The 22,080-nt window shown below is 69.4% G+C and carries 19 protein-coding genes; 10 read left to right on the plus strand and 9 right to left on the minus strand.

Going from position 1 to position 22,080, the window contains the following annotated elements:
* Nucleotides 1-94: 94 nt before the first annotated feature.
* Nucleotides 95-715, minus strand: coding sequence for a GNAT family N-acetyltransferase (locus HHX41_RS04665; RefSeq protein ID WP_142573380.1), 621 nt, complete (start codon nucleotides 713-715; stop codon nucleotides 95-97).
* A 353-nt stretch (nucleotides 716-1,068) separates the two neighbouring features.
* On the opposite strand from HHX41_RS04665, the gene HHX41_RS04670 reads away from it, so the two are divergent.
* The gene (locus HHX41_RS04670; protein WP_169983810.1) at nucleotides 1,069-2,301 is read left to right on the plus strand and encodes a PLP-dependent aminotransferase family protein; all 1,233 of its coding nucleotides are present in this window, start codon (nucleotides 1,069-1,071) and stop codon (nucleotides 2,299-2,301) included.
* A 295-nt stretch (nucleotides 2,302-2,596) separates the two neighbouring features.
* Nucleotides 2,597-3,547, plus strand: a complete 951-nt coding sequence (locus HHX41_RS04675; protein ID WP_182904940.1) for a D-alanine--D-alanine ligase — start codon at nucleotides 2,597-2,599, stop codon at nucleotides 3,545-3,547.
* Nucleotides 3,548-3,942: 395 nt separating this feature from the next.
* Here HHX41_RS04675 and HHX41_RS04680 read toward each other — a convergent pair whose 3' ends face one another.
* The 8 genes from HHX41_RS04680 to rpmH all read right to left on the minus strand — a co-directional run bounded on the left by HHX41_RS04680 (nucleotide 3,943) and on the right by rpmH (nucleotide 9,629).
* Nucleotides 3,943-4,929, minus strand: coding sequence for a ParB/RepB/Spo0J family partition protein (locus tag HHX41_RS04680; RefSeq protein WP_182904941.1), 987 nt, complete (start codon nucleotides 4,927-4,929; stop codon nucleotides 3,943-3,945).
* Nucleotides 4,930-5,311: 382 nt separating this feature from the next.
* On the minus strand, nucleotides 5,312-6,085 hold the full coding sequence (locus tag HHX41_RS04685; protein ID WP_169983603.1) for a ParA family protein: 774 nt from the start codon (nucleotides 6,083-6,085) through the stop codon (nucleotides 5,312-5,314).
* 319 nt (nucleotides 6,086-6,404) lie between these two features.
* On the minus strand, nucleotides 6,405-7,085 hold the full coding sequence (gene rsmG, locus HHX41_RS04690) for a 16S rRNA (guanine(527)-N(7))-methyltransferase RsmG (RefSeq protein WP_182904943.1): 681 nt from the start codon (nucleotides 7,083-7,085) through the stop codon (nucleotides 6,405-6,407).
* Between the two features lie 184 nt (nucleotides 7,086-7,269).
* On the minus strand, nucleotides 7,270-7,764 hold the full coding sequence (locus tag HHX41_RS04695; RefSeq protein WP_182904944.1) for a R3H domain-containing nucleic acid-binding protein: 495 nt from the start codon (nucleotides 7,762-7,764) through the stop codon (nucleotides 7,270-7,272).
* An 18-nt stretch (nucleotides 7,765-7,782) separates the two neighbouring features.
* Nucleotides 7,783-8,733, minus strand: a complete 951-nt coding sequence (gene yidC / locus HHX41_RS04700) for a membrane protein insertase YidC (RefSeq protein ID WP_169983600.1) — start codon at nucleotides 8,731-8,733, stop codon at nucleotides 7,783-7,785.
* A 4-nt stretch (nucleotides 8,734-8,737) separates the two neighbouring features.
* On the minus strand, nucleotides 8,738-9,052 hold the full coding sequence (gene yidD, locus HHX41_RS04705) for a membrane protein insertion efficiency factor YidD (RefSeq protein ID WP_169983599.1): 315 nt from the start codon (nucleotides 9,050-9,052) through the stop codon (nucleotides 8,738-8,740).
* Nucleotides 9,049-9,426 (minus strand): ribonuclease P protein component, encoded by a 378-nt coding sequence (gene rnpA / locus HHX41_RS04710; RefSeq protein ID WP_169983598.1) that lies wholly within the window; start codon nucleotides 9,424-9,426, stop codon nucleotides 9,049-9,051. The genes yidD and rnpA overlap by 4 nt, the downstream gene beginning before the upstream one ends.
* 65 nt (nucleotides 9,427-9,491) lie before the next feature.
* Complete coding sequence (rpmH, locus tag HHX41_RS04715) at nucleotides 9,492-9,629, minus strand: 50S ribosomal protein L34 (protein ID WP_015772801.1); 138 nt, start codon at nucleotides 9,627-9,629, stop codon at nucleotides 9,492-9,494.
* A gap of 433 nt (nucleotides 9,630-10,062) precedes the next feature.
* Between rpmH and dnaA the strand changes: the two genes are divergently transcribed.
* The 8 genes from dnaA to HHX41_RS40185 all read left to right on the plus strand — a co-directional run bounded on the left by dnaA (nucleotide 10,063) and on the right by HHX41_RS40185 (nucleotide 21,999).
* A complete protein-coding gene (dnaA, locus tag HHX41_RS04720; protein ID WP_182904945.1) occupies nucleotides 10,063-11,724 on the plus strand; it encodes a chromosomal replication initiator protein DnaA in 1,662 nt (553 codons plus the stop codon).
* A gap of 524 nt (nucleotides 11,725-12,248) precedes the next feature.
* On the plus strand, nucleotides 12,249-13,388 hold the full coding sequence (gene dnaN / locus HHX41_RS04725; protein WP_169983596.1) for a DNA polymerase III subunit beta: 1,140 nt from the start codon (nucleotides 12,249-12,251) through the stop codon (nucleotides 13,386-13,388).
* A 50-nt stretch (nucleotides 13,389-13,438) separates the two neighbouring features.
* Entirely contained in the window at nucleotides 13,439-14,437 is a 999-nt protein-coding gene (gene gnd, locus HHX41_RS04730; protein ID WP_169983595.1) for a phosphogluconate dehydrogenase (NAD(+)-dependent, decarboxylating), read from the plus strand.
* Between the two features lie 113 nt (nucleotides 14,438-14,550).
* A complete protein-coding gene (recF, locus tag HHX41_RS04735) occupies nucleotides 14,551-15,738 on the plus strand; it encodes a DNA replication/repair protein RecF (RefSeq protein ID WP_182904946.1) in 1,188 nt (395 codons plus the stop codon).
* Nucleotides 15,728-16,261 (plus strand): DciA family protein, encoded by a 534-nt coding sequence (locus HHX41_RS04740; protein WP_310741775.1) that lies wholly within the window; start codon nucleotides 15,728-15,730, stop codon nucleotides 16,259-16,261. Before recF ends, HHX41_RS04740 begins: the two co-directional genes overlap by 11 nt.
* Nucleotides 16,262-16,618: 357 nt before the next feature.
* Nucleotides 16,619-18,565: a DNA topoisomerase (ATP-hydrolyzing) subunit B gene (gyrB, locus tag HHX41_RS04745; protein ID WP_169983593.1), complete on the plus strand. Its 1,947-nt coding sequence runs from the start codon at nucleotides 16,619-16,621 to the stop codon at nucleotides 18,563-18,565.
* A 28-nt stretch (nucleotides 18,566-18,593) separates the two neighbouring features.
* Nucleotides 18,594-21,095 (plus strand): DNA gyrase subunit A, encoded by a 2,502-nt coding sequence (gene gyrA, locus HHX41_RS04750; protein WP_169983592.1) that lies wholly within the window; start codon nucleotides 18,594-18,596, stop codon nucleotides 21,093-21,095.
* A 196-nt stretch (nucleotides 21,096-21,291) separates the two neighbouring features.
* Nucleotides 21,292-21,999: a DUF3566 domain-containing protein gene (locus tag HHX41_RS40185; RefSeq protein WP_310741776.1), complete on the plus strand. Its 708-nt coding sequence runs from the start codon at nucleotides 21,292-21,294 to the stop codon at nucleotides 21,997-21,999.
* The last annotated feature ends 81 nt before the right edge of the window (nucleotides 22,000-22,080 follow it).

Genomic DNA, 22,080 nt, shown 5'->3' on the forward strand with positions numbered 1-22,080 from the left:
GGAAGCAGAGCCCTCCGCGCCCGCGCGGGGGGCTCTTGTGTCGTCGGCGGGGGCTCTTGTGTCGTCGGCGGTCACACGGGCCCCTGAGATCCCCTCAGACGGGCCGCAGAGCCCTCTCCGGGGACATCGATCCCAGCAGACGCTCCAGCGCCACCTCGACGTCCTCGCGCCACGACACGGCCGTCTTGAGCTCCAGCCGGAGCCGGGGGAAGCGCAGATGCGGACGGACGGTCTTGAACCCGACCGACAGCAGGTAGTCCGCGGGCAGCACGCAGCCGCCCGGCTGCTCCCACTTCAGGTCGCCGAACGCCTCGATCGCCCGTACGCCGCGGCGGGTCAGGTCCTTGGCGACGCCCTGTACGAGCATCCGGCCCAGGCCTCCGCCGGTGAACTCCGGCACGATGTGCGCGGTCATGAGCAGCACCGCGTCGGAGCTGACCGGAGACGTGGGGAACGCCACCGAGCGTGGCACGTACAGCGGCGGAGCGTAGAGCACGAACCCGGCCGCCACCCCGTCGACATAGGCGATCTTGCCGCAGCTCCCCCATTCGAGCAGGGTCGCCGAGATCCACGCCTCTTTCTCCAGCCCCGGGTCGCCCGCCTCCACCGCCCGCTCGCCGCTGACGGGGTCGAGCTCCCAGAACACGCACCGCCGGCACCGGCGCGGCAGGTCATCGAGATTGTCGAGGGTGACGTTGACCAGCCGACGCGACACGTGATGCCCCAATCCCCGTCAGGAGTCCTGCCAGAAAAGCGCGCGAAAACGGCGTCTCCAGGTCGCATCGTAACTCAGCGGAAGGGCAGGAGCGGGTGCGCCACGAACAGCCGCCCACGACCATTAAAGGGGTTGGCCGGGCCGAAACCAGTGGGGCAGGAATGCAAGAAAAGGGGCCATTGATGGTCAATACCCAGTTGTGATGGGCGTGGCGAGTTACCGTACTCTGGATTTCCTGGCTACGTGATCGGAGGTGGACCGTGGCACAAGAGCTTGATCACGGTCGGACTAACGCGGCCCACGGGTCGCGCATTGACGCCTACGTCGACCGGTACGCCGCCCGCGCCGCCGGGATGGTCGCCTCCGAGATCCGAGCTCTCTTCGCCGTCGCGTCGAGGCCCGAGGTGGTCTCGCTCGCCGGCGGCATGCCGTACGTCAACGCGCTCCCCCTCGACCTGGTCAGCGAGCTCGTCGCCGACCTGGTCAGCACGCGCGGCTCCGTGGCCCTGCAGTACGGCTCCGGGCAGGGCGACCCCGCCCTGCGCGAGCAGATCTGCGAGGTCATGCGCATGGAGGGCATCGAGGCGAACGCCGACGACGTGGTCGTCACGGTGGGCTCGCAGCAGGCGCTCGACCTGATCACCCGGATCTTCATCGACCCCGGCGACGTCGTGCTCGCCGAAGGGCCCTCGTACGTCGGAGCGCTCGGGACGTTCAGCGCCTACCAGGCCAAGGTCGTGCACATCGCGATGGACGACCAGGGCCTCATCCCCGAGTCCCTCGCCCAGACCATCTACGCGCTCCAGGCGGCCGGCAACCGGATCAAGTTCCTCTACACGATCCCGAACTTCCAGAACCCCGCCGGTGTGACGCTGAACGAGGTGCGCCGCCGCCAGGTGCTGGAGATCTGCCACAGGGCCGGTGTCCTCGTGGTGGAGGACAACCCGTACGGCCTGCTCGGGTTCGACGGGGAACCGATGCGGGCGCTGCGCGCCGACGACCCCGAGGGCGTGGTGTACCTCGGCTCGTTCTCCAAGACCCTCGCCCCCGGCTTCCGCGTCGGCTGGGCCCTCGCTCCGCACGCCGTACGCGACAAGCTGGTCCTGGCCATGGAGTCGGCGGTGCTGTCGCACTCGTCCTTCACCCAGCTCGCCGTCGGCCAGTACCTCGCCACCCAGCCGTGGCGTGAGCAGATCAAGTCGTTCCGTGAGCTGTACCGCGAGCGGCGTGACGCGCTCCTGGGCGCGCTCGACGTGCTCATGCCGCCCGGTTGCACGTGGACCCGCCCCGCCGGCGGGTTTTTCGTCTGGATGACGCTGCCGGAGGGACTCAACTCCAAGGCGATCCTCCCCCGTGCGGTCGCCGAGCGGGTCGCGTTCGTGCCCGGCACCGGCTTCTACTCCGACGGCGGCGGCGCGCGGAACATGCGCCTGTCGTTCTGCTACCCGGAGCCGGACCGCATCAAGGAGGGCGTGCGCCGCCTGGCGGGCGTTATCGAGCAGGAGCTCAGGCTGCGGGACACGTTCGGCACCGGCTCCGCGCCGGGACACGCCGGCGTCGACACTCCCAGCCCGGATCTCGCCTAGCGCGTACGGCCGCTGCCCCCCGCGATGTAGGAGCCGCCCATGGGACCTCATGGGCGGCTCCTACGCTATGGATGGAAGTGCGCGACCGCCTGCCTGGGACGACTTGGCGTACCGGGGGACGCACCGGCGCGGGCGGGGCACTAGCCTGTTCAGGCTGGCCGTACTGACTTCTCGAGGCGAGAAAGGCCCTCTTCGTGAGCGAGCGAACGATGACCCAAGGATCGCCCCCCGTGCGTCCGTGGAGGGGGGCGCGGACCGGAACCGGCGCCGCCATCCGCATGGGCGGTGAGGCGCCATGAGCGATCTGGGCCACGTGCTCGTCCTCGCGGGAGGGCTTTCCTACGAGCGTGAGGTCTCCATCCGTTCCGGACGCCGCGTCGCGGAGGTGCTGCGGGCGGTCGGCGTGGACGTGGAGACGCGCGACGCCGACGCCACCTTCGTGCCCGCGGTGCTGGCGGACCCGCCGGACGCGGTGTTCGTCACCCTGCACGGCGGCGCCGGGGAGGACGGCGCCATCCGGTCGGTGCTGGAACTACTCGACGTGCCGTACGTGGGCGCGACGCCGGACGCCTGCCGGGTCTCCTTCGACAAGCCCACGGCGAAGGCCGTCGTCCGTTCCTGGGGGCTGAACACGCCCGACTCCGTGGCGCTGCCCAAGGAGACGTTCCACGATCTCGGCGCCACGGCCGTGCTCGCCCGCATCATCGATCGGCTCGGCCTGCCGCTCTTCGTCAAGCCCTCCCGTGGCGGTTCCGCGCTGGGCGCGTCCATCGTACGCACGGCGGAGGAACTGCCCGCCGCGATGGTCGGCTGCTTCGCCTATGGCGACACCGCGCTCATCGAGCGGTACGTCCAGGGCGTGGAGGTCGCGGTCTCCGTGGTGGATCTCGGCGACGGGCCGGTCGCTTTGACGCCGGTGGAAATCGTGCCCGACCGGGGTGTGTACGATTACGCGGCCCGTTACACAGCCGGCCAGACGGAGTTCTTCGCGCCAGCCCGGCTCTCCCCCGAGGTCGCCGAGGCATGCGCCGGAATGGCGGTCGCCGCACACACCGCCCTCGGCCTGCGTGACCTCTCTCGCACCGACCTCATCGTCGACGGCTCCGGCAAGCCGTACTTCCTCGAGGTCAACGTGGCACCCGGTATGACGGAGACGTCCCTGCTGCCGATGGCCGTGGAGGCCGCAGGCCGAGACCTCGGCACCCTGTGCAAGGGACTTCTTGAGCTCGCCGCCACCCGAGCCTGATCCCACCGCCGTTTCACGTGAAACACCCCTCCAGGCTTCAAGGAGATCCCTCTCCGCCTGGAGGGGTGTAAAGGCAGACGGTGCCGTCGCCCGGGTCGCCCATCACTCTGACGGCATCGCTTCGGACGTCCACGACCTTGAGCGGGATCGATCATTGCACCCGGCTTGGCCGAGGCGAGGTCGAGAAGCGGGTCCAGCTCGCGACTTGGCCGCCCTCAGCGCGTGTTTCACGTGAAACCGTAAGGCTGGCGGGGTGTCGACAAGCCCTGGGCGGGGTTGGTCACTGCGCCGGAAGGAACCTCCGGTCCTCGCGAAGTCCGCTTCGCTGGACCTTCGCTGCGGTCCTCGCTTCCTTCCGCTCCGCTCCCCCAACCGGCATGAGTGTGGACAGCGCCCTAGTCGGTCGTGATGCCCCTGCCGCGCATCGCGTTGGCGGCCTCCGGTGCCATCGTGTCGATGATCCGCTCCAGGTCGTCGATCGTGGAGAACTCGACGACGATGCGGCCCTTCCGGCTGCCGAGGTCGACCTTCACCTTGGTCTCGAAGTGGTCAGAGAGCCGGTCCGCCAGGTCGCGGAGCGCCGGAGCGGTCGGCTTCTTCGCCCGAGGCTTACGCGGAGCCGGTCCCGCCGTCGCCTCGCCCAGGGCCACGATCTCCTCGACGGTCCGTACGGACAGCCCTTCCGCCACGATCCGGCTCGCCAGCCGCTCCTGGGCGGCGGGATCGTTGAGCGCGAGCAGCGCCCGCGCGTGCCCGGCGCTGATGACTCCGGCCGCCAGCCGGCGCTGCACCTCGGGCGGGAGGTTCAGCAGGCGCAGGGTATTGCTGATGTGCGAGCGGGACCGTCCCACCTTTTTGGCGAGCACCTCGTGGGTGGCACCGAAGTCGTCCAGGAGCTGCTGGTAGGCCGCAGCCTCCTCCAGCGCGTTCAGCTGCTCCCGCTGGAGGTTCTCGATGAGCGCCTCACGGAGCATCTCATCGTCCTGCGTGCTCCGGACGATCGCGGGAATGCGGTCCAGCCCCGCGAGCTGCGAGGCGCGCCACCTCCGCTCCCCCATAATCAGCTCGAAGCGACCGTCGTCCACCGCACGGACGACGACCGGCTGCAGCAGGCCGACCTCCTTGATGGATGCCGCGAGTTCGTCGAGACGGTCCTCGTCGAACACCTCACGCGGCTGCCGCGGGTTCGGGGAGATGGAGTCGACCTCGATCTCCTGGAAGTAGGCGCCCTCCACGGGACGCAGTCCCGCCACGTCCATCCCCGGCACAGCCGTCGGCGGGCCGGCAGGCGAAACGCTCGCCATGGACGCCGGATCGACGATCGGTCCTGTGGGGATCAGAGCCCCAAGACCCTTGCCCAGTCCCCGACGCTGCTGGCTCACCGCTGCTCCCTCATACCCGCACAGAAGGCGGTGCCCAGCGACTCGGGGTCACTGGGCACCGGCACGCACACACCAGGAGAGAGTACCGCTGTGACGGCGTTCCCATGAGTCTCCGTGCATCGAGCTGTGTACGAACCCGCCCAACGCCCCGCATCGCCGGGGAGGAGCGGAGCGGGCGGGAGGACCGCAGCGAAGGCCCAGCGGAGCGGGCTTCGCGAGGACCGGACCTTCCGGCCGGCGCGGTGACGTCTCAGCACAGCGCATCCCATAGCCCTAAGCACTGCATGCTCCGGGACACCTGGATCGTGCCGCCTCGTCCGCGCGCCGTCGTCTTCCAGGCCTGCGCGCCGTTCGCGGCTCTGTGCGGCTCTGGGCGGCGTTGTCAGGCGCCGGCGAGGGCCGCCGCACGGTAGGCGATCTCGCGCGCGGCGCCCATGTACGCGAGCGCTCCGCTCGAGCCCGGGTCGTATGTCATGACCGACTGACCGTAGCTGGGTGCCTCGGAGACACGGACGCTCCTGGGGATGACGGCGTCGAGCACGGTGTCGCCGAAGTGGGACCGCACCTCCTCGGCCACCTGAGAAGCGAGGCGGGTCCGGCCGTCGTACATCGTGAGCAGGATGGTCGTGACCGACAACGTCTGGTTGAGGTGCGCGCGCACCAGCTCGACGTTCTGCAGAAGCTGGGTGAGCCCCTCCAGGGCGTAATACTCGCACTGAATGGGGATCAGCACTTCCTGTGCCGCCGCCATGGCGTTCACGGTCAGCAGCCCCAGCGACGGCGGACAGTCGATGAGGATGTAGTCGAACTCCATCGCGTCGAACGAGGCCAGCGCCCGACGCAGACGGGTCTCCCGGCCGACCATCGGAACCAGCTCGATCTCCGCGCCCGCGAGGTCGAGGGTGGCGGGAGCGCAGTACAGGTTCGGCATGTCGGGGACCGGCTTCACGATCTGCGACAGCGGCATGTCGTCCACGAGGACCTGATACACCGACGGCATCCCCGACCGGTGTTCCGTCGCCAGCGCGGTGGACGCGTTGCCCTGCGGATCGAGATCGAACACGAGGACGCGCTGATCGTGCATGGACAGCGCGGCCGCCAGGTTGACGGCTGTGGTGGTCTTACCCACGCCGCCCTTCTGGTTGGCCACCGTCATCACGCGGCACCGGGAAGGCCGGGGCCAGGCCCCCTCGTCGCGCGTCGAGTAACCGACGGAAGGCGCAGCCGCCTGCGGGGGTGCGGCTGTTTCACGTGAAACCACAGAACTCAGTGCCTCTCGTACCAGCGGCGAATCGCCAGGGCTAAGGGGGGTCTGGGACACGGTCGTCGTCCTTTCGACCGGCGCAGCAGAGGGACGAGGCCAGCCCACCCCGGAGGACCGGCCTGCTGTCGCGATCTCCCAGCGTAGGGGGAGCCGGGTCTCCGGCCAACCCAGGCCCGCTGTCACACCGACTGATCCGGCGTCCGCCACCGGCTCACCTCTTTCGTCGCCTCCGCGTGTCCGTTCGCGGTGACCGTCCGGCGACGACGCGAACGAGGGTCGCGGGCGGCTCGACCTTACCGTGCCCCACGGTGACCAACTCGACGTGCCTCACCCCGAACGCCTCCAACTGGGGACGGGCGGCGTCCAGTTCCTCCTGCGCCCGTTCGCCCTTCATCGCGAGCAGCTCCCCGCCCTCGTGCAGCAGCGGCATCGACCACGCCAGCAGTCGGTCGAGCGGCGCGACCGCGCGGGCCGTCGCCACGTCGAAGACGCGCTTACGCGCGAGTTCCTCCGCCCGCCCGCGCAGCACCTCCACGTTGTCGAGTTTGAGCGCATCCACGCACTCGGACAGGAACACGGTCCGGCGCAGCAGCGGCTCCAACAGGGTCACCGTCACATCGGGGCGGACGATCGCGAGCACGAGCCCGGGCAGCCCCGCGCCCGAGCCGATGTCGACGAGGGTCGAGTCCGGCGGGACCGCCTCCTCCACGACCGCGCAGTTCAGCAGGTGCCGGTCCCAGATGCGGGACACCTCACGCGGCCCGAGGAGTCCCCGTACCACGCCCGGCCCGGCGAGCAACTCGGCGAACAGCCGGGCCCGCTCCAACGCCTCGCCGGTGAAGATCTCTCGCGCCACCGGGGGCGCCTCGGGCAGCTCGTTGCTCTCCGTCATCACTCACTCATTCATGAACGCTCTGGGCCAAGGGTAACCGTCCTTACCCCCTCGGCGACGGCCAGCCGTACATCCGGCGTCCGCCGGCCGGGAGGGGCAGGGACAAAGGCACGTACAGGACGGAAAAGCCGCCGGTCCCGGATGTGGGACCGGCGGCTTCCCCGCGTCGGAACTGTGAAGGGCGTCAGGCGGGCAGGACCACCACGAAGCGGCGGGGCTCTTCGCCCTCGGACTCGCTGCGCAGGCCCGCCGCCGCTACGGCGTCGTGCACGATTTTGCGCTCGAAGGGCGTCATCGGCTTGAGCGCCTTCGGCTCGCCGGTGCGCTTGACGTCGTCGGCCGCCGCGGCGCCTACCTTGGTGAGTTCGGCCCGGCGCCGCTCCCGATAGCCGCCCACGTCGAGCATGAGCCGCGAACGCTCCCCCGTCTGGCGGTGCACGGCCAGGCGCGTCAGCTCCTGCAGCGCCTCCAGCACCTCTCCGCCGGGACCCACGAGCTCATCGCCCTTGATGCCCACGATCGAGACGACGGCACGGTCTCCCTCGACATCCATGTCGATATCGCCGTCCAGGTCGGCGATGTCGAGCAGGCCCTCAAGGTAGTCCGCCGCGATCTCGCCCTCCTGTTCGAGGGCTTCGAGGTCGGGAGCAGGCTTGAGGGTCTCCTCAGCTTCGGTCACGTCCGGACTCTCCTTCTCCTACGACTTCTTGCTGCCGGTGCGCTTGCTGCGAGGCTGGCGCGTCGGCTGCTGACGGACGATCTTGGGGGCGGGTGCCGGCTCAGGCTGCTCCGCCGCCTTGGGCTTCCCCACCAGCCTGGTGAAGATCCCGTTCGTCGGCTCGGGAGTGGTGACGTTGCCCTTCTCGTCCACCACCGGCATGGGGTGGCGGCTGTAGAACCAGTGCTGCTGGCCGAGGGTCCACAGGTTGGTGGTCACCCAGTAGAGGATCAGACCGAGCTGGAAGTTCAGGCTGAAGACGGCGAACAGCGGCGAGATGTACATGAGGATCTTCTGCTGCTGCGCCATGGGGTTGTCCGGCATCTGCGCCATCGAGCGCTTCACGCTCTGCCGGACGGTGAGGAACGTGGTGAGCGAGCTGACGGCCACGAAGAGCGCCAGCACGATCTTCGTGATCAGCGGGTCGGCCCCGAACTGCTCGATGTCCGCCGCGCTCGTGAAGAAGGTCGCCGGCAGCGGAGCTCCGAAGACGTGCGCCTGCCGGGCGCTCTCCACGAGCTCCTTGGACATCCCGAAAACGGCCCGATCCTCGGCGATGGCCCGCAGCACGGTGAACATCGAGATGAAGATCGGGAACTGCGCGACGATCGGAAGGCAGCCCCCCAGCGGGTTGGCGCCGCCCTCCTGGTACAGCCGCATGACCTCCTGGTTCATGCGCTGCTTGTCGTTCTTGTACTTCTTGCGCAGCTCTTGGACCTTGGGCGCGAGCTCCTGCATCTTGCGCGACGAGCGCATCTGCTTCATGAAGAGCGGGAAAATCAACAGACGCATCAGCACGGTCAGCGTGATGATGGTCAGCGCCCAGTTGAGACCGCTGCTGGAGGGGATGAATGTGCTGTAGCCGGCGTGGATGTGGGTGATCACCCAGGCCACGGCCGTATACAGCCAGTTCAGGAATGGCAGCTCCACCGAGCTAGCTCCCTTGCGTTTCGTCGTGAGACCGGACTCGGCGTGGGGGCACCGGGTCGAAACCTCCAGGATGGAACGGGTGACACCGTCCGATGCGCCTGACGGTCAGCCATACCCCGCGCGCCGCTCCATGAACGGCGACGGCTTCCAACCCGTAGGCGCTGCAGGACGGTTCGAACCGGCACCTCGGCCCCAGCATCGGGCTGATGAAGGCGCGGTAGAACTTGATGAGCGCGAGCAGCACACGAGCGACCGGCCCGGTCGCGGGCCGGTCGGCCTCCCCGGGCACCACTGCCGGGGTCGGTTGCTGCGCTGTCATGACCGTCCATCCGTCGGGGCCCGGGAATCGGACCCGCGCCGCCGGAGTAAACGACTCAGCGCGACGTCGAGTTCGGCGGCCAGGTGCTCGCTGCGCGCGGACGCAGCCGGTGGATTGGCGCGTACCACCAGAAGGCTACCTCTCGGCAGCATCGGCAGGCGGTTCCGCACGAGGTGTCTCAACCTGCGCCTGACCTGGTTCCGCACCACGGCGCCACCGACCGCCTTGCTCACGACGAAGCCGACCAGCGGTGGCTCGTCGGCGTCGCGCAGGTTCAGGTGTGCGACCAGGGTGGGACACCCGGCGCGCCGCCCACGGCGAATCGCGTCGGCGAACTCGTCACCCCGCCGCATGCGGGACGCGGACGGCAGCACCGGGCCTTCCTCGATCGACGTACGGCCGCCCGCTCCGCTCGGCACGGGCGGGCGGCGTCTGATTGTCAGACCGTCAGCTCGGCGCGGCCCTTGCGGCGGCGCGCGGCCAGGATGGCGCGGCCGGCCCGGGTGCGCATGCGCAGCCGGAAGCCGTGGGTCTTCGCGCGGCGACGGTTGTTCGGCTGGTAAGTACGCTTGCTCACGGGTGGGCTCCAGGCGTCAAGTACGTCCGCGGCGTTCCGCGGGCGCGGTGCATTCCATGGTCACGGCTCGTCAGATGCGCGGGCATGCGAAATAGCCGTCGCGTGATTAGCCGACCGGGACACGTTACGGGTCCACCGTACGTCAGGTCAAACCGGCACCCGTGCCGCCAAGCGAGTACGGCGAGCGACCATGGCCCATTAGGCTGTGGACAACGCCTTGAACGCAGGTTGCGCACACCGCTACTGTCGGCCGTCCGGCCCTTCCCCCCATCAGCGTGAATGTGCCCGGGGAGGACGCGCGGGCTGTGCACATCATGTGGATCATATGTGGATGGCATCCGGACGAGGGCCGGTGCCGCGAGGCGTACGGGACTGACACGACACGGATCGCGGCGGGCGAGCGGGGCCGCGCAACGGGAGGAGGGGCCGAGCCATGGAAGGCGTCGATCTCAACGCTGTATGGGCTCGGGCGCTCAGGACCCTGCTCGACGAGGGCGTCTCGGGGCAGCAGCGGGCGTTCCTGCAGATGACGCAGCCCTCCGGCCTCATCAACGACACGATTCTCCTGGCGGCTCCCAACGACTTCGCCAAGGAGGTCATCGAGGTACGCCTGCGCCCGCTGATCGTGCACGCGTTGTCGCAGGAGCTCGGCCGGCCCGTGCGGATCGCCGTGATGGTGGATCCCGGCGCCGGCATGTCCGCGCCGTCCGACCCCACCCCCGCGCCGGCGGCCGACCATCGTCCACAGTTGCCATCCACAGGTTATCCACAGGCCGGTTCCCAGGCCCCCCGCTTCCCCTTAGGCGAGGACGGCCCGATCCGGCGCGACGCCGAGCCGCACGGGCAGCACTATCCACAGGGCCAGCAGTATCCACATCCACAGCCTCCGCAGCACATGTCCCCGCCGGACCGCCCGCAGCGGCCCGGCGGCTACTCCCCCGAGCCGCCCGCGGCGCCCAAACCCGAGCCGGTTCCCGGGCCGGGCCCCGTCTCCGGGCCGGTGCCCGGCGCCGGGCAGAACCGCTGGGACGCCCGGGGCGGCCGCACCTCCGGCGAGCCGGCCCGGCTGAACGCCAAGTACACCTTCGAGACCTTCGTCATCGGCGCCAGCAACCGCTTCGCGCACGCCGCCGCCGTCGCGGTCGCCGAGGCCCCCGCCAAGGCGTACAACCCGCTGTTCATCTACGGCGACTCCGGGCTGGGCAAGACCCACCTGCTGCACGCGATCGGCCACTACGCGCAGAGCCTGTACGACGGCGCCCGGGTGCGGTACGTGAGCTCCGAGGAGTTCACCAACGACTTCATCAACTCCATCCGCGACCACAAGGCCGACGGGTTCCGCTCCCGGTTCCGCGCTGTGGACATCCTCCTCGTCGACGACATCCAGTTCCTCGAGGGCAAGGAGCAGACGCAGGAGGAGTTCTTCCACACCTTCAACACCCTCCACAACGCCAGCAAGCAGATCGTCATCTCCAGCGACCGGGCGCCCAAGCAGCTCGTGACGCTGGAGGACCGGCTGCGCAACCGGTTCGAGTGGGGTCTGATCACCGACGTCCAGCCGCCCGAGCTGGAGACCCGCATCGCGATCCTGCGCAAGAAGGCGATCCAGGAGGGCCTGGCCGCGCCGCCCGACGTGCTGGAGTACATCGCCAGCCGCATCGCGACGAACATCCGCGAGCTGGAGGGCGCGCTGATCCGGGTCACCGCGTTCGCCAGCCTCAACCGGCAGTCTGTGGACATCCAGCTCGCCGAGATCGTCCTCAAGGACCTCATCAGCGAGGACGCGAGCCCGGAGATCACCATCTCCCTCATCATGTCCACAACCGCCGAATACTTCGGCGTCTCGCTCGACGACCTGTGTGGAAGCTCACGCTCGCGGGCCCTCGTCACCGCCCGGCAGATCGCCATGTACCTGGCCCGTGAGCTGACCGACCTGTCCCTGCCGAAGATCGGCCAGCAGTTCGGCGGGCGCGACCACACCACCGTGATGCACGCGGAGCGTAAGATCCGGTCGCTCATGGCCGAGCGGCGCTCGATGTACAACCAGGTCAACGAGTTGACGACACGGATCAAGCAGCGCGCACGCAACGCTTAGTGCACAGCTGTGGATAACTCTGTGGATCAAAAATTCCGGCCCTCGGCGGCCGCGCTGTCGTTACCCACACCATCTCCGGCTCTCCAACACGCCGTCCCCACTTGGGGACAACTTTGGGGAAAAGCTGGGGACTACTTGGGGAACACCCGTGGACGAGCTGGGGACGCCCTGTGCGTACTCGTCACAGCCGACTCGGCTGTCCCTTTTACCCCGTGGACAACCGGTGGAAACATGGTGGATTACTCGTGGACAGAGGGCCCTCCGCCTGGGGAACGGGTGTGGGGACAGCGGGACCACCCACAATCCACAGGGGGTCCGTCCACGTCTCCCCCACACCCGCAGTGGATGAATCAGCTCGCGTGAGCTGCGAAAATGCTCGACATCCACATATCCACACTGCCTAATGAGACGACTTGTATCTCTCCCTCTAAAGAACTCAAGAACCATAGAAGGGGTTCTGGAGGCACACAGGTGCGGGAGAGTGAAGACTTGACGAAGCAGCGACACCCAGGAGGCTGATCCACGTGATGTTCCGGATCGATCGCGACGTGCTCGCCGAGGCCGTGGCGTGGACGGCACGGAGCCTTCCGGCCCGTCCCTCGGTGCCGGTGCTCGCCGGCATGCGGCTTGAGGTGACCGACGACCAGCGGCTGAAGCTGTCGGGCTTCGACTACGAGGTCTCCGCCGAGGTGACCCTCGAGGTGCAGACCGGGGAGCCGGGCGTGGTCCTCGTCTCCGGCAAGCTCCTCGCCGAGATCACCCGCGCGCTTCCCGCACAGCCGGTCGAACTGGTTGTGGACGGAGCCAAGGCCGTCGTCACCTGTGGCAGCGCACGGTTCACACTTCTCACCATGCCTGTGGAGGACTACCCCTCCCTGCCGGCCATGCCCCCGGCCGCCGGACGGGTCGGCAGCGACGTGTTCGCCTCTGCGGTCGGACAGGTCGCCGTCGCCGCGGGCAAGGACGACACGCTCCCGATGCTCACCGGCGTACGGATGGAGATCGAGGGTGACACCGTGACCCTCGCCGCCACCGACCGCTACCGCCTCGCCGTACGCGAGCTGAAGTGGCAGCCCGAGCAGCCCGGCTTCCAGGCCGTGGCGATGATTCCCGGCCGTACGCTGGCGGACACCGCCAAGGCGCTGGGCGGCAGCGGCGCCGAGGTCGAGATCGCGCTCAGCTCGGCCGGCGGCACCGGCGAGGGCATGATCGGGTTCTCCAGCTCCGGACGGCGGACGACGACCCGTCTGCTCGACCCCGAATTCCCCAAGTACCGCTCGCTGCTGCCCACCGAGTTCTCCGCGCGCGCGGATCTGTCCACAGCCTCGTTCGTCGAGGCCGTCAAGCGCGTCGCTCTGGTCGCCGAGCGCAACACCCCCGTACGGCTGGCCTTCCGCGGCGGAGAGGTCGTCCTGGAGGCCGGGAGCGGCGACGAGGCGCAGGCCGTGGAGGCGCTGCCGGTCGAGTTCGACGGCGACGAGATCAACATCGCCTTCAACCACCAGTTCCTGCTGGAGGGCCTGGGGGCGATCGACTCCGACGTCGCGCGGCTCCAGTTCACCACGCCGACCAAGCCCGCCATCCTCACCGGGGGCAAGCCTGTGGACGACGGCGGGAGCGAGGACTACCGCTACCTCATCATGCCCATCCGGTTGTCCAGCTGACCCTGCCCTGACACCCCGGGCGTACGATCTCCTGCGGGCATGGACCCCCGATGCATGGGTACGCGTGCCTCCGTGGACGACGCAGAGGTGGAGGGGTGGCTCAGATGCAGATCGGCATGATCGGGCTCGGAAAAATGGGCGGGAACATGGCCGAGCGGCTGCGGCGCGGCGGCCACGAGGTCGTGGGCTACGACCGCGATCCCTCGGTCAGCGACGTCGGCAGCCTCAAGGACCTCGTGGAGAGGCTGCAGGCGCCGCGCGCGGTCTGGGTCATGGTCCCCGCCGGGGCACCGACGCGGAGCACGATCGAGCAGCTGCGCGACCTGCTGTCGGAGGGTGACGTCGTCATCGACGGCGGCAACTCGCACTATCTGGACGACCAGCGGCACGCGGCCGACCTCGGCACCCACGGAATCGGCTTCGTCGACGTGGGCGTCAGCGGCGGCGTCTGGGGCCTGGACTACGGCTACGCGCTGATGACCGGCGGCGACGAGGAGCACGTCCGCCGGCTCACGCCGATCTTCGACACGCTCAAGCCCGAGGGCGAGGACGGCTACGTCCACGCCGGCGGCGTGGGCGCCGGTCACTTCGCGAAGATGGTCCACAACGGCATCGAGTACGGCATGATGCAGGCCTTCGCCGAGGGCTGGGAGCTGCTCGAGGCGAGCGACGCCGTGACCAACGTCCCCGAGACGTTCAAGAGCTGGCGGCACGGCACCGTCATCCGGTCGTGGCTGCTCGACCTGCTGGTGCGGGCGCTGGAGGAGGACCCCGACCTCACCGAGCTCAAGGGCTACGCGGAGGACTCCGGGGAGGGGCGCTGGACGGTCCAGGCCGCCGTGGACCATGCCGTGCCCCTGCCGGCCATCACGGCCGCGCTGTACGCCCGCTTCGCCTCGCGTCAGGCCGACTCCCCCGCGATGAAGATGGTCGCGGCACTGCGCAACCAGTTCGGCGGGCACGCGGTCGCCTCCATGGAGGGCCAGAGCGGCAAGGGCGCCGACGCCCCCGGCGCCGACGTCACCCCGCCGGTGGAGGCCGAGCGCTGACACGCGGCGCCGGTGATCCACAGGCTGTGGATCACCGGCCCGCACTCGCCCGCTTCTCCACAGCGCGCCATGGTCGGGACACGAAGGCCGGGCACCGGCACTAGCCTGGCGGGGTGCACGTGGCGAGCCTGTCCCTCACCGACTTCCGGTCGTACCCGGAGGTCGAACTCGTGCTGGAACCTGGGGCGACGGCGTTCGTCGGGCCGAACGGGCAGGGCAAGACCAACCTGGTCGAGGCACTGGGCTACCTCGCGACCCATTCGAGCCACCGCGTGGCCACCGACGCGCCGCTCGTACGGCACGGCGCGCAGCGGGCGATCGTGCGCGGGGCGGTGGTCAGGGACGACCGGCGCGCGCTGATCGAGGTGGAGATCAACCCCGGCCGGGCCAACCGGGCCAGGGTGAACCGCTCGCCCGTCTCCAGGCCTCGCGACGCCCTCGGACTGCTGCGGACCGTGCTGTTCGCCCCGGAGGACCTCGCGCTGGTGAAGGGCGACCCGTCGGAGCGCCGCCGTTTCATGGACGACCTGCTCGTGGCCCGCGTCCCCAGGTTCGCCGGCGTGCGGGCCGACTACGAGCGCGTGCTCAAGCAGCGCAACGCCCTCCTCCGTACCGCCGCGGCGACGAGGGCGGGACGGCGGCGCGGCGGCCGCCGGCAGGAGGACGACGTGGCCTTCGCCGAGGCAGGCGCGGGAGACGTCATGAGCACGCTCGAGGTCTGGGACTCCCACCTTGTGCGTCACGGCGCGGAACTGCTCGCGGCGCGGCTGCGCCTGGTGGACGCGCTGCGCCCACTCGCGGCGAAGGCGTACGCCACTCTCGCCCCGTCGTCGGGACTCGCCGATCTCGAATACCGACCATCGGGGTTATCCACAGATATCCCCACCTTGGGGACAAACCGGGAATTGCTGGCCGAGCACCTGCGGGCGGGCCTCGCGGAGGCTCGCCAGGCCGAGCTCGAACGCGGGGTGACCCTCGTCGGCCCGCATCGCGACGACCTGCTGCTGCGGCTGGGCGAGCTGCCGGCCCGTGGCTACGCGAGCCACGGCGAGTCGTGGTCGTTCGCGCTCGCGCTGCGGCTGGCCGCCTACGACCTGCTGAGAGCGGATGGCGGCGACCCCGTGCTGATCCTGGACGACGTCTTCGCCGAGCTGGACGGCCAGCGGCGCAGGCGGCTCACCGAGATCGTCGCCCCGGCCGAGCAGGTGCTCATCACGGCGGCGGTGCCGGACGACGTGCCCCCCGAGCTGACCGGCGCCCGGTTCGACGTGATGGAAGGGAGCGTGTCCCGTGTCCGATGAGATATCCACAGCCGGTGGACAGTCGCCGCAGGGCTCGGTCGCGCGGGGCGCCGCGCTCGCGCGGGAGAAGCTGGCCCAGGCGAAGGCCGACGCGCTGAAGCGGGGACAGCTCCCGCGGAGCGAGCCGCGCCGCCGCTCCGGGTCGGGCGCCGCGCGGCGGGACTCCGGCGACCCTCTGCTGTTCGGGCGGGCGATCCGCGACCTGCTCGCCGCCCGGGGATGGGAACAGCCGGTCGCCGTGGGCGGCGTGTTCGGCCGCTGGGCGGAGATCGTCGGACCGGAACTGGCCGTCCACACGAGGCCGGAGAGCTTCGAGGACGGCGAGGTGCTGGTCGCCGCCGACTCCACCGCCTGGGCGACGCAGGTGCGGTTGCTCGCGTCCACCCTGGTCAGGCGGCTGAACGAGGAGCTCGGCGACGGCACCGTGACCCGGGTCAAGGTGCACGGCCCCGGTGCCGGGCACCGCCCGGAGGGCGGCCTGCGCGTACGCGGAAGCCGCGGGCCCGGCGACACGTACGGCTGATCGCGGGGCGGCGAGCGTCTCCCGAGGCCCGTGACGAGCGTCGAACCGACCCGTTGAGAGCCCGAACCGGCCCAAAATCGCGTGTGAGGCCCCGACCCCCATTCCGTGTGGGGGGTGCTCGGAAACATGATCATCAAGCGACAGGGCATCACAGCCCCCGTGAATGCCACCTGTTGTCGGTCGGACCGGTAGAATGTAAACGGACTCAAGGACACGTCCGGTTTGCGTCACCCCGGCCTCACGGGCCGATTTTCCCTGGGTGCCGCATCGGGGCACTCACGACGGTGACGGGCAACGGCAGGGGCAGCCAATCCACGGTGTCGCCCGCCGCGTGTCCGCGGCAGGAGGATTTCGCACTTGTCCTACGACGCTAGCTCTATCACCGTTCTCGAAGGGCTGGAAGCGGTCCGCAAGCGCCCTGGCATGTACATCGGCTCCACCGGTGAGCGCGGGCTGCACCACCTGGTCCAGGAGATCGTGGACAACGCGGTCGACGAGGCGCTGGCCGGCTACAACGACCTGATCGAGGTCACCCTGCTCGCCGACGGCGGCGTGCGTGTGATGGACCACGGACGCGGCATCCCCGTGGGCATCGTCGCCGCCGAGGGCAGGCCCGCCGTCGAGGTCGTCTTCACCGTGCTGCACGCCGGCGGCAAGTTCGACAGCAAGTCGTACGCCGTCTCGGGCGGCCTGCACGGCGTCGGCGCGTCGGTCGTCAACGCGCTGTCGACGCGCCTGGAGGTCGAGGTCCGCACCGACGGCCACGTGTGGCGGCAGAAGTACCTGACGGCCAAGCCGACGGGGCCGCTGCAGAAGGGCGAGCCCACTGAGGACCACGGCACGACGATCAGCTTCTGGCCCGACCCGGCCATCTTCGAGACCGTGACCTGGAACTTCGAGACGCTCGCGCGCCGATTCCAGGAGATGGCCTTCCTCAACAAGGGCCTCACGATCAAGCTCATCGACGAGCGGCCCGACCACATCATCGACGGCGAGCCCAAGGTCGTCACGTACCACTACGAGGGCGGCCTGTCCGACTTCGTCAGCCATCTGAACTCCAAGAAGGACGCGATCCACAACTCGGTCATCGACTTCGAGGAGCACGGCGACGGCATCTCGGTCGAGATCGCGATGCAGTGGAACGCGTCCTACAGCGAGTCGGTCTACACGTTCGCCAACACGATCAACACGGCCGAGGGCGGCACCCACGAGGAGGGCTTCCGCGCGGCGCTGACGACCATCGTCAACCGGTACGCGCGCGAGCAGAAGTTCCTCAAGGAAGGCAAGGACGACAACCTCAGCGGCGACGACGTCCGCGAGGGCCTGGCCGCGATCATCTCGGTGAAGCTGGCCGACCCGCAGTTCGAGGGCCAGACCAAGACCAAGCTGGGCAACACCGAGGCGAAGTCGTTCGTCCAGAAGGCCTGCAACGACCACCTGCGCGACTGGTTCGAGCGCAACCCGGGCGAGGCCAAGGAGATCATCAACAAGTCGCTCCAGGCGTCCCGCGCCCGCATCGCGGCACGGCAGGCCCGCGACCTCACCCGGCGCAAGTCCCTGCTGGAGAGCGGCAGCGGCCTTCCGGGCAAGCTGGCCGACTGCCAGTGGTCGGAGCCGGAGAAGTGCGAGCTGTTCATCGTCGAGGGCGACTCGGCCGGCGGCTCGGCCAAGGGCGGGCGCGACCCGAAGTTCCAGGCGATCCTCCCGCTCCGCGGCAAGATCCTGAACGTCGAGAAGGCCCGGATCGACAAGGTCCTCAAGAACAACGAGGTCCAGGCGCTCATCACGGCCCTCGGCACCGGCGTGCACGACGAGTTCGACATCTCGAAGCTGCGTTACCACAAGCTGATCCTGATGGCGGACGCCGACGTGGACGGCCAGCACATCACCACGCTGCTGCTGACGCTGCTGTTCCGGTTCATGCGCCCGCTGATCGAGGCCGGGCACGTCTACCTGTCCCAGCCGCCGCTGTACAAGATCAAGTGGGACCGCAAGGGCGAGGACGCCTCGTACGCGTACTCTGACCGGGAGCGGGACGCGATCATCGAGGACGGCGTCGCCCGCGGCCGGCGCGACCCCCGCCTCCACGACGGTGTGCAGCGGTTCAAGGGTCTGGGCGAGATGAACGCCTCCCAGCTGTGGGACACCACGATGAACCCCGACACCCGGGTGCTGCGCCAGGTCACCCTCGACGACGCCGCCCAGGCCGACGACCTGTTCAGTGTGCTGATGGGCGAGGACGTCGAGGCCCGCAGGAACTTCATCATCACCAACGCACGCGACGTCCGCTTCCTCGACGTCTGAGCAGCGTGGCCGACCAGAAGGACTTTTCGTGACGGAAGTGAACACGCCGCCTGGGCCTCCCGCCGATCGCATCGAGCCGGTCGACATCCAGGCCGAGATGCAGCGCAGCTACATGGACTACGCGATGTCCGTCATCGTGTCCCGCGCGCTGCCCGACGTCCGCGACGGCCTCAAGCCCGTGCACCGCCGCGTGCTGTACGCGATGTTCGACGGCGGCTACCGGCCCGACCGCGGCTACTTCAAGTGCTCCCGCGTCGTCGGTGACGTCATGGGCTCCTACCACCCCCACGGCGACACGTCGATCTACGACACCGTCGTACGGCTCGCGCAGCCGTGGTCGCTGCGCTACCCGCTGGTCGACGGCCAGGGCAACTTCGGCTCGCCGGGCAACGACCCGGCCGCCGCGATGCGGTACACCGAGTGCCGCCTCGCGCCGATCGCCATGGAGATGCTCCGGGACATCGACAAGGAGACCGTCGACTTCCAGCCCAACTACGACGGGCGGTCGCAGGAGCCGGTCGTCCTCCCGTCGCGGTTCCCGAACCTGCTGGTCAACGGATCCGCCGGCATCGCGGTCGGCATGGCGACGAACATCCCGCCGCACAACCTCCGCGAGGTCGGCGAGGCCGTCAAGTGGGCGCTCGACAACCCCGAGGCCAGTGACGAGGAACTGCTCAACGGGCTGCTCGCGCGGGTCAAGGGCCCCGACTTCCCGACCGGCGCGCTGATCGTCGGCCGCCGCGGCATCGAGGACGCCTACCGCACCGGCCGCGGCTCGATCATCATGCGGGCCGTCGTCGAGGTCGAGGAGGACCCCAAGGGGCGGCAGTGCCTGGTCGTCACGGCCCTGCCGTACCAGGTGAACCCGGACAACCTCGCGCTCACGATCGCCGAGCTGGTCAGGGACGGAAAGGTCACCGGGATCGCGGACGTCCGCGACGAGACGTCGTCGCGCACCGGCCAGCGGCTGGTGATCGTGCTCAAGCGCGACGCGGTCGCCAAGGTCGTGCTGAACAACCTCTACAAGCACACGCAGCTTCAGACCACGTTCGGCGCGAACATGATCGCGCTGGTGGACGGCGTGCCGCGGACGCTGCGGCTCGACCAGTTCGTCCGCCACTACATCACGCACCAGATCGAGGTCGTGGTCCGGCGGACCCGGTTCCTGCTGCGCAAGGCGGAGGAGCGGGCGCACATCCTGCGCGGTCTGCTCAAGGCGCTCGACCGGCTCGACGACGTGATCGCCCTGATCAGGCGGTCGCCCTCGGCGGCCGAGGCGCAGGGCGGCCTGATGACGCTGCTGGACATCGACCAGGTCCAGGCGCAGGCCATCCTCGACATGCAGCTGCGCAAGCTGGCCGCGCTGGAGCGGCAGCAGATCCAGGACGAGTACGACGGCCTGATGACGCAGATCGCGGACTACCAGGACATCCTGGCCTCCGAGCCCCGGCAGCGCCGGCTCGTGTCGGAGGAGCTCGGGGAGATCGTCGCCAGGTACGGCGACGAACGGAAGACCGAGATCATCGCGTACGAGGGCGACATGTCCATCGAGGACCTGATCGCCGAGGAGGACGTGGTCGTCACGATCACGCGCGGTGGCTACGCCAAGCGGACGAGCACCGACCTCTACCGCGCCCAGCGGCGCGGCGGCAAGGGGGTCAGGGGAGCGCAGCTCCGCCAGGACGACATCGTGGAGCACTTCTTCGTCACCACGACGCACCATTGGCTGCTGGCCTTCACCAACAAGGGCCGGGTCTACCGCTTCAAGGCGTACGAGCTGCCGGACTCGGGCCGGGACGCCCGCGGCCAGCACCTGGCCAACCTGCTCGCCATGCAGCCCGACGAGCACGTGATGGAGATCCTCGACCTGCGGGACTACAACGTGGCGCCCTACCTGGTGCTGGCGACCCGCAGCGGCCTGGTGAAGAAGACGCGGCTGTCCGAATACGATTCGCCGCGATCCGGTGGCCTGATCGCGATCAACCTGCGCGAGGATGACGAGGTGATCGCCGCCCGTCTCGTCTCCGAGGGTGATGACCTGCTGCTCGTGTCGAAGAACGCGCAGTCGATCAGGTTCACCGCCTCGGACGACGCGCTGCGCCCGATGGGCCGGGCCACCAGCGGTGTGATCGGCATGCGCTTCGTCGACGGTGACGAACTTCTCGCGATGAACGTCATGAGCGACGGCGACGACGTGTTGATCGCGACCGAGGGTGGGTATGCGAAGCGGACACCCGCCGACCAGTACCCGGTCCAGGGCCGGGGCGGCAAGGGCGTACTGACGGCGAAAATCGTCAGCGCTCGTGGCAAGCTGGTCGGAGCCGTCATGGTGCGTCCCGAGGACGAGGTCTTCGCGATCACCTCTGCCGGCGGGGTGATCCGTACCAGCGCCGGCGAGATCAAGCAGTCGGGCCGCCAGACCATGGGCGTCCGCCTGATGAACCTGGCCGAGGGTGACAGCGTTGTGGCCCTCGCTCGCAACGCCGAGTCGTTGGAGACCGAGGACAACGGGGCAGGAGACGAGGCATGAGCGAGCGTAACGAGCGACTCGACAAGCACAGTGCGGCGTCCGGCGAGGGTGTGGCATGAGTGACACGGGCGGGCCGCGGACACCCGGCGGCAAGCAGAGACCGACGGGCGCCCGCCCGGCGTCGTCCCCGAACGGGGTTACCGCGCGGGCGCACGATGGCGGTAGCGTCGCCAAGGTGGCTTCCGAAGGAGATGACGTGACCGCCGCCGACAAGGCGAAGGCCGACGACACCATGCGCATCAGGACCTCGGCCGCCGACCAGCCATGGAAGCGGCAGGCGGCCACGGACGGCGCGTCCGAGAACGGCAGGTCCGACACCGGCGGGGCGACCGCGCAGTATCCCCGCCCCACGGGCCTCGGTACGTCCACACCCCCTGTGGACAACGGACGCCCGCCTGTGGACAACGCCCGGCCCTCGGTGGACGGCGGTTCCGTACGCGGGCTGAGCTTCGGCCCCGCCGGGGATCGCGCCGAGCCCTCGAAGGAGAAGGACAAGAACAAGAAGTCCGGCTTGCGCCCGCCGCGCAAGGCCCACCTCGTCCTGCGCAGGATCGAGCCGTGGTCGGCGATGAAGTTCAGCTTCGTCGTGTCGCTGGTGTGCTTCGTCGTGCTGTTCGTGGCCGTCGCCGTGCTGTACGGCGTGCTGTCGGCACTCGGCGTCTTCTCCTCGATCACCGAGACCGTCACGCAGCTCACCACGAGCGGCGGCGCCGCCGGCAACGGGGTCGGCACCATCGACATCGGCAGCTGGTTCGAGCCGGTCCGCATCCTTGGGTACGCGGCGCTGCTGGGCGCGCTGAACGTCGTGCTCATCACCGCGCTCTCCACCCTCGGCGCGGTGATCTACAACATCTCCGCGGACCTCGTGGGCGGTGTCGAGGTCACCTTCAGCGAAGCCGAGTGACCCCGGGCCGCACGGTACGGCTGGCCGCCCCCACCCGAGCGGCCCGCCGTACGGAGGCGCGCTCGATGGCACGACCAGAGG

The organism is Microbispora sp. H13382, from assembly GCF_014161445.1.
GTDB lineage: Bacteria > Actinomycetota > Actinomycetes > Streptosporangiales > Streptosporangiaceae > Microbispora.

Bases quoted from the DNA above. Each gene is read 5' to 3' on its own strand.
- dnaA (WP_182904945.1), top strand. From the start codon at position 10,063: ATGGAAGGCGTCGATCTCAACGCTGTATGGGCTCGGGCGCTCAGGACC.
- HHX41_RS04675 (WP_182904940.1), top strand. From the start codon at position 2,597: ATGAGCGATCTGGGCCACGTGCTCGTCCTCGCGGGAGGGCTTTCCTAC.
- yidD (WP_169983599.1), bottom strand. From the start codon at position 9,052: ATGACAGCGCAGCAACCGACCCCGGCAGTGGTGCCCGGGGAGGCCGAC.
- rsmG (WP_182904943.1), bottom strand. From the start codon at position 7,085: ATGACGGAGAGCAACGAGCTGCCCGAGGCGCCCCCGGTGGCGCGAGAG.
- HHX41_RS04685 (WP_169983603.1), bottom strand. From the start codon at position 6,085: ATGACGGTGGCCAACCAGAAGGGCGGCGTGGGTAAGACCACCACAGCC.
- gnd (WP_169983595.1), top strand. From the start codon at position 13,439: ATGCATGGGTACGCGTGCCTCCGTGGACGACGCAGAGGTGGAGGGGTG.
- HHX41_RS04670 (WP_169983810.1), top strand. From the start codon at position 1,069: ATGGTCGCCTCCGAGATCCGAGCTCTCTTCGCCGTCGCGTCGAGGCCC.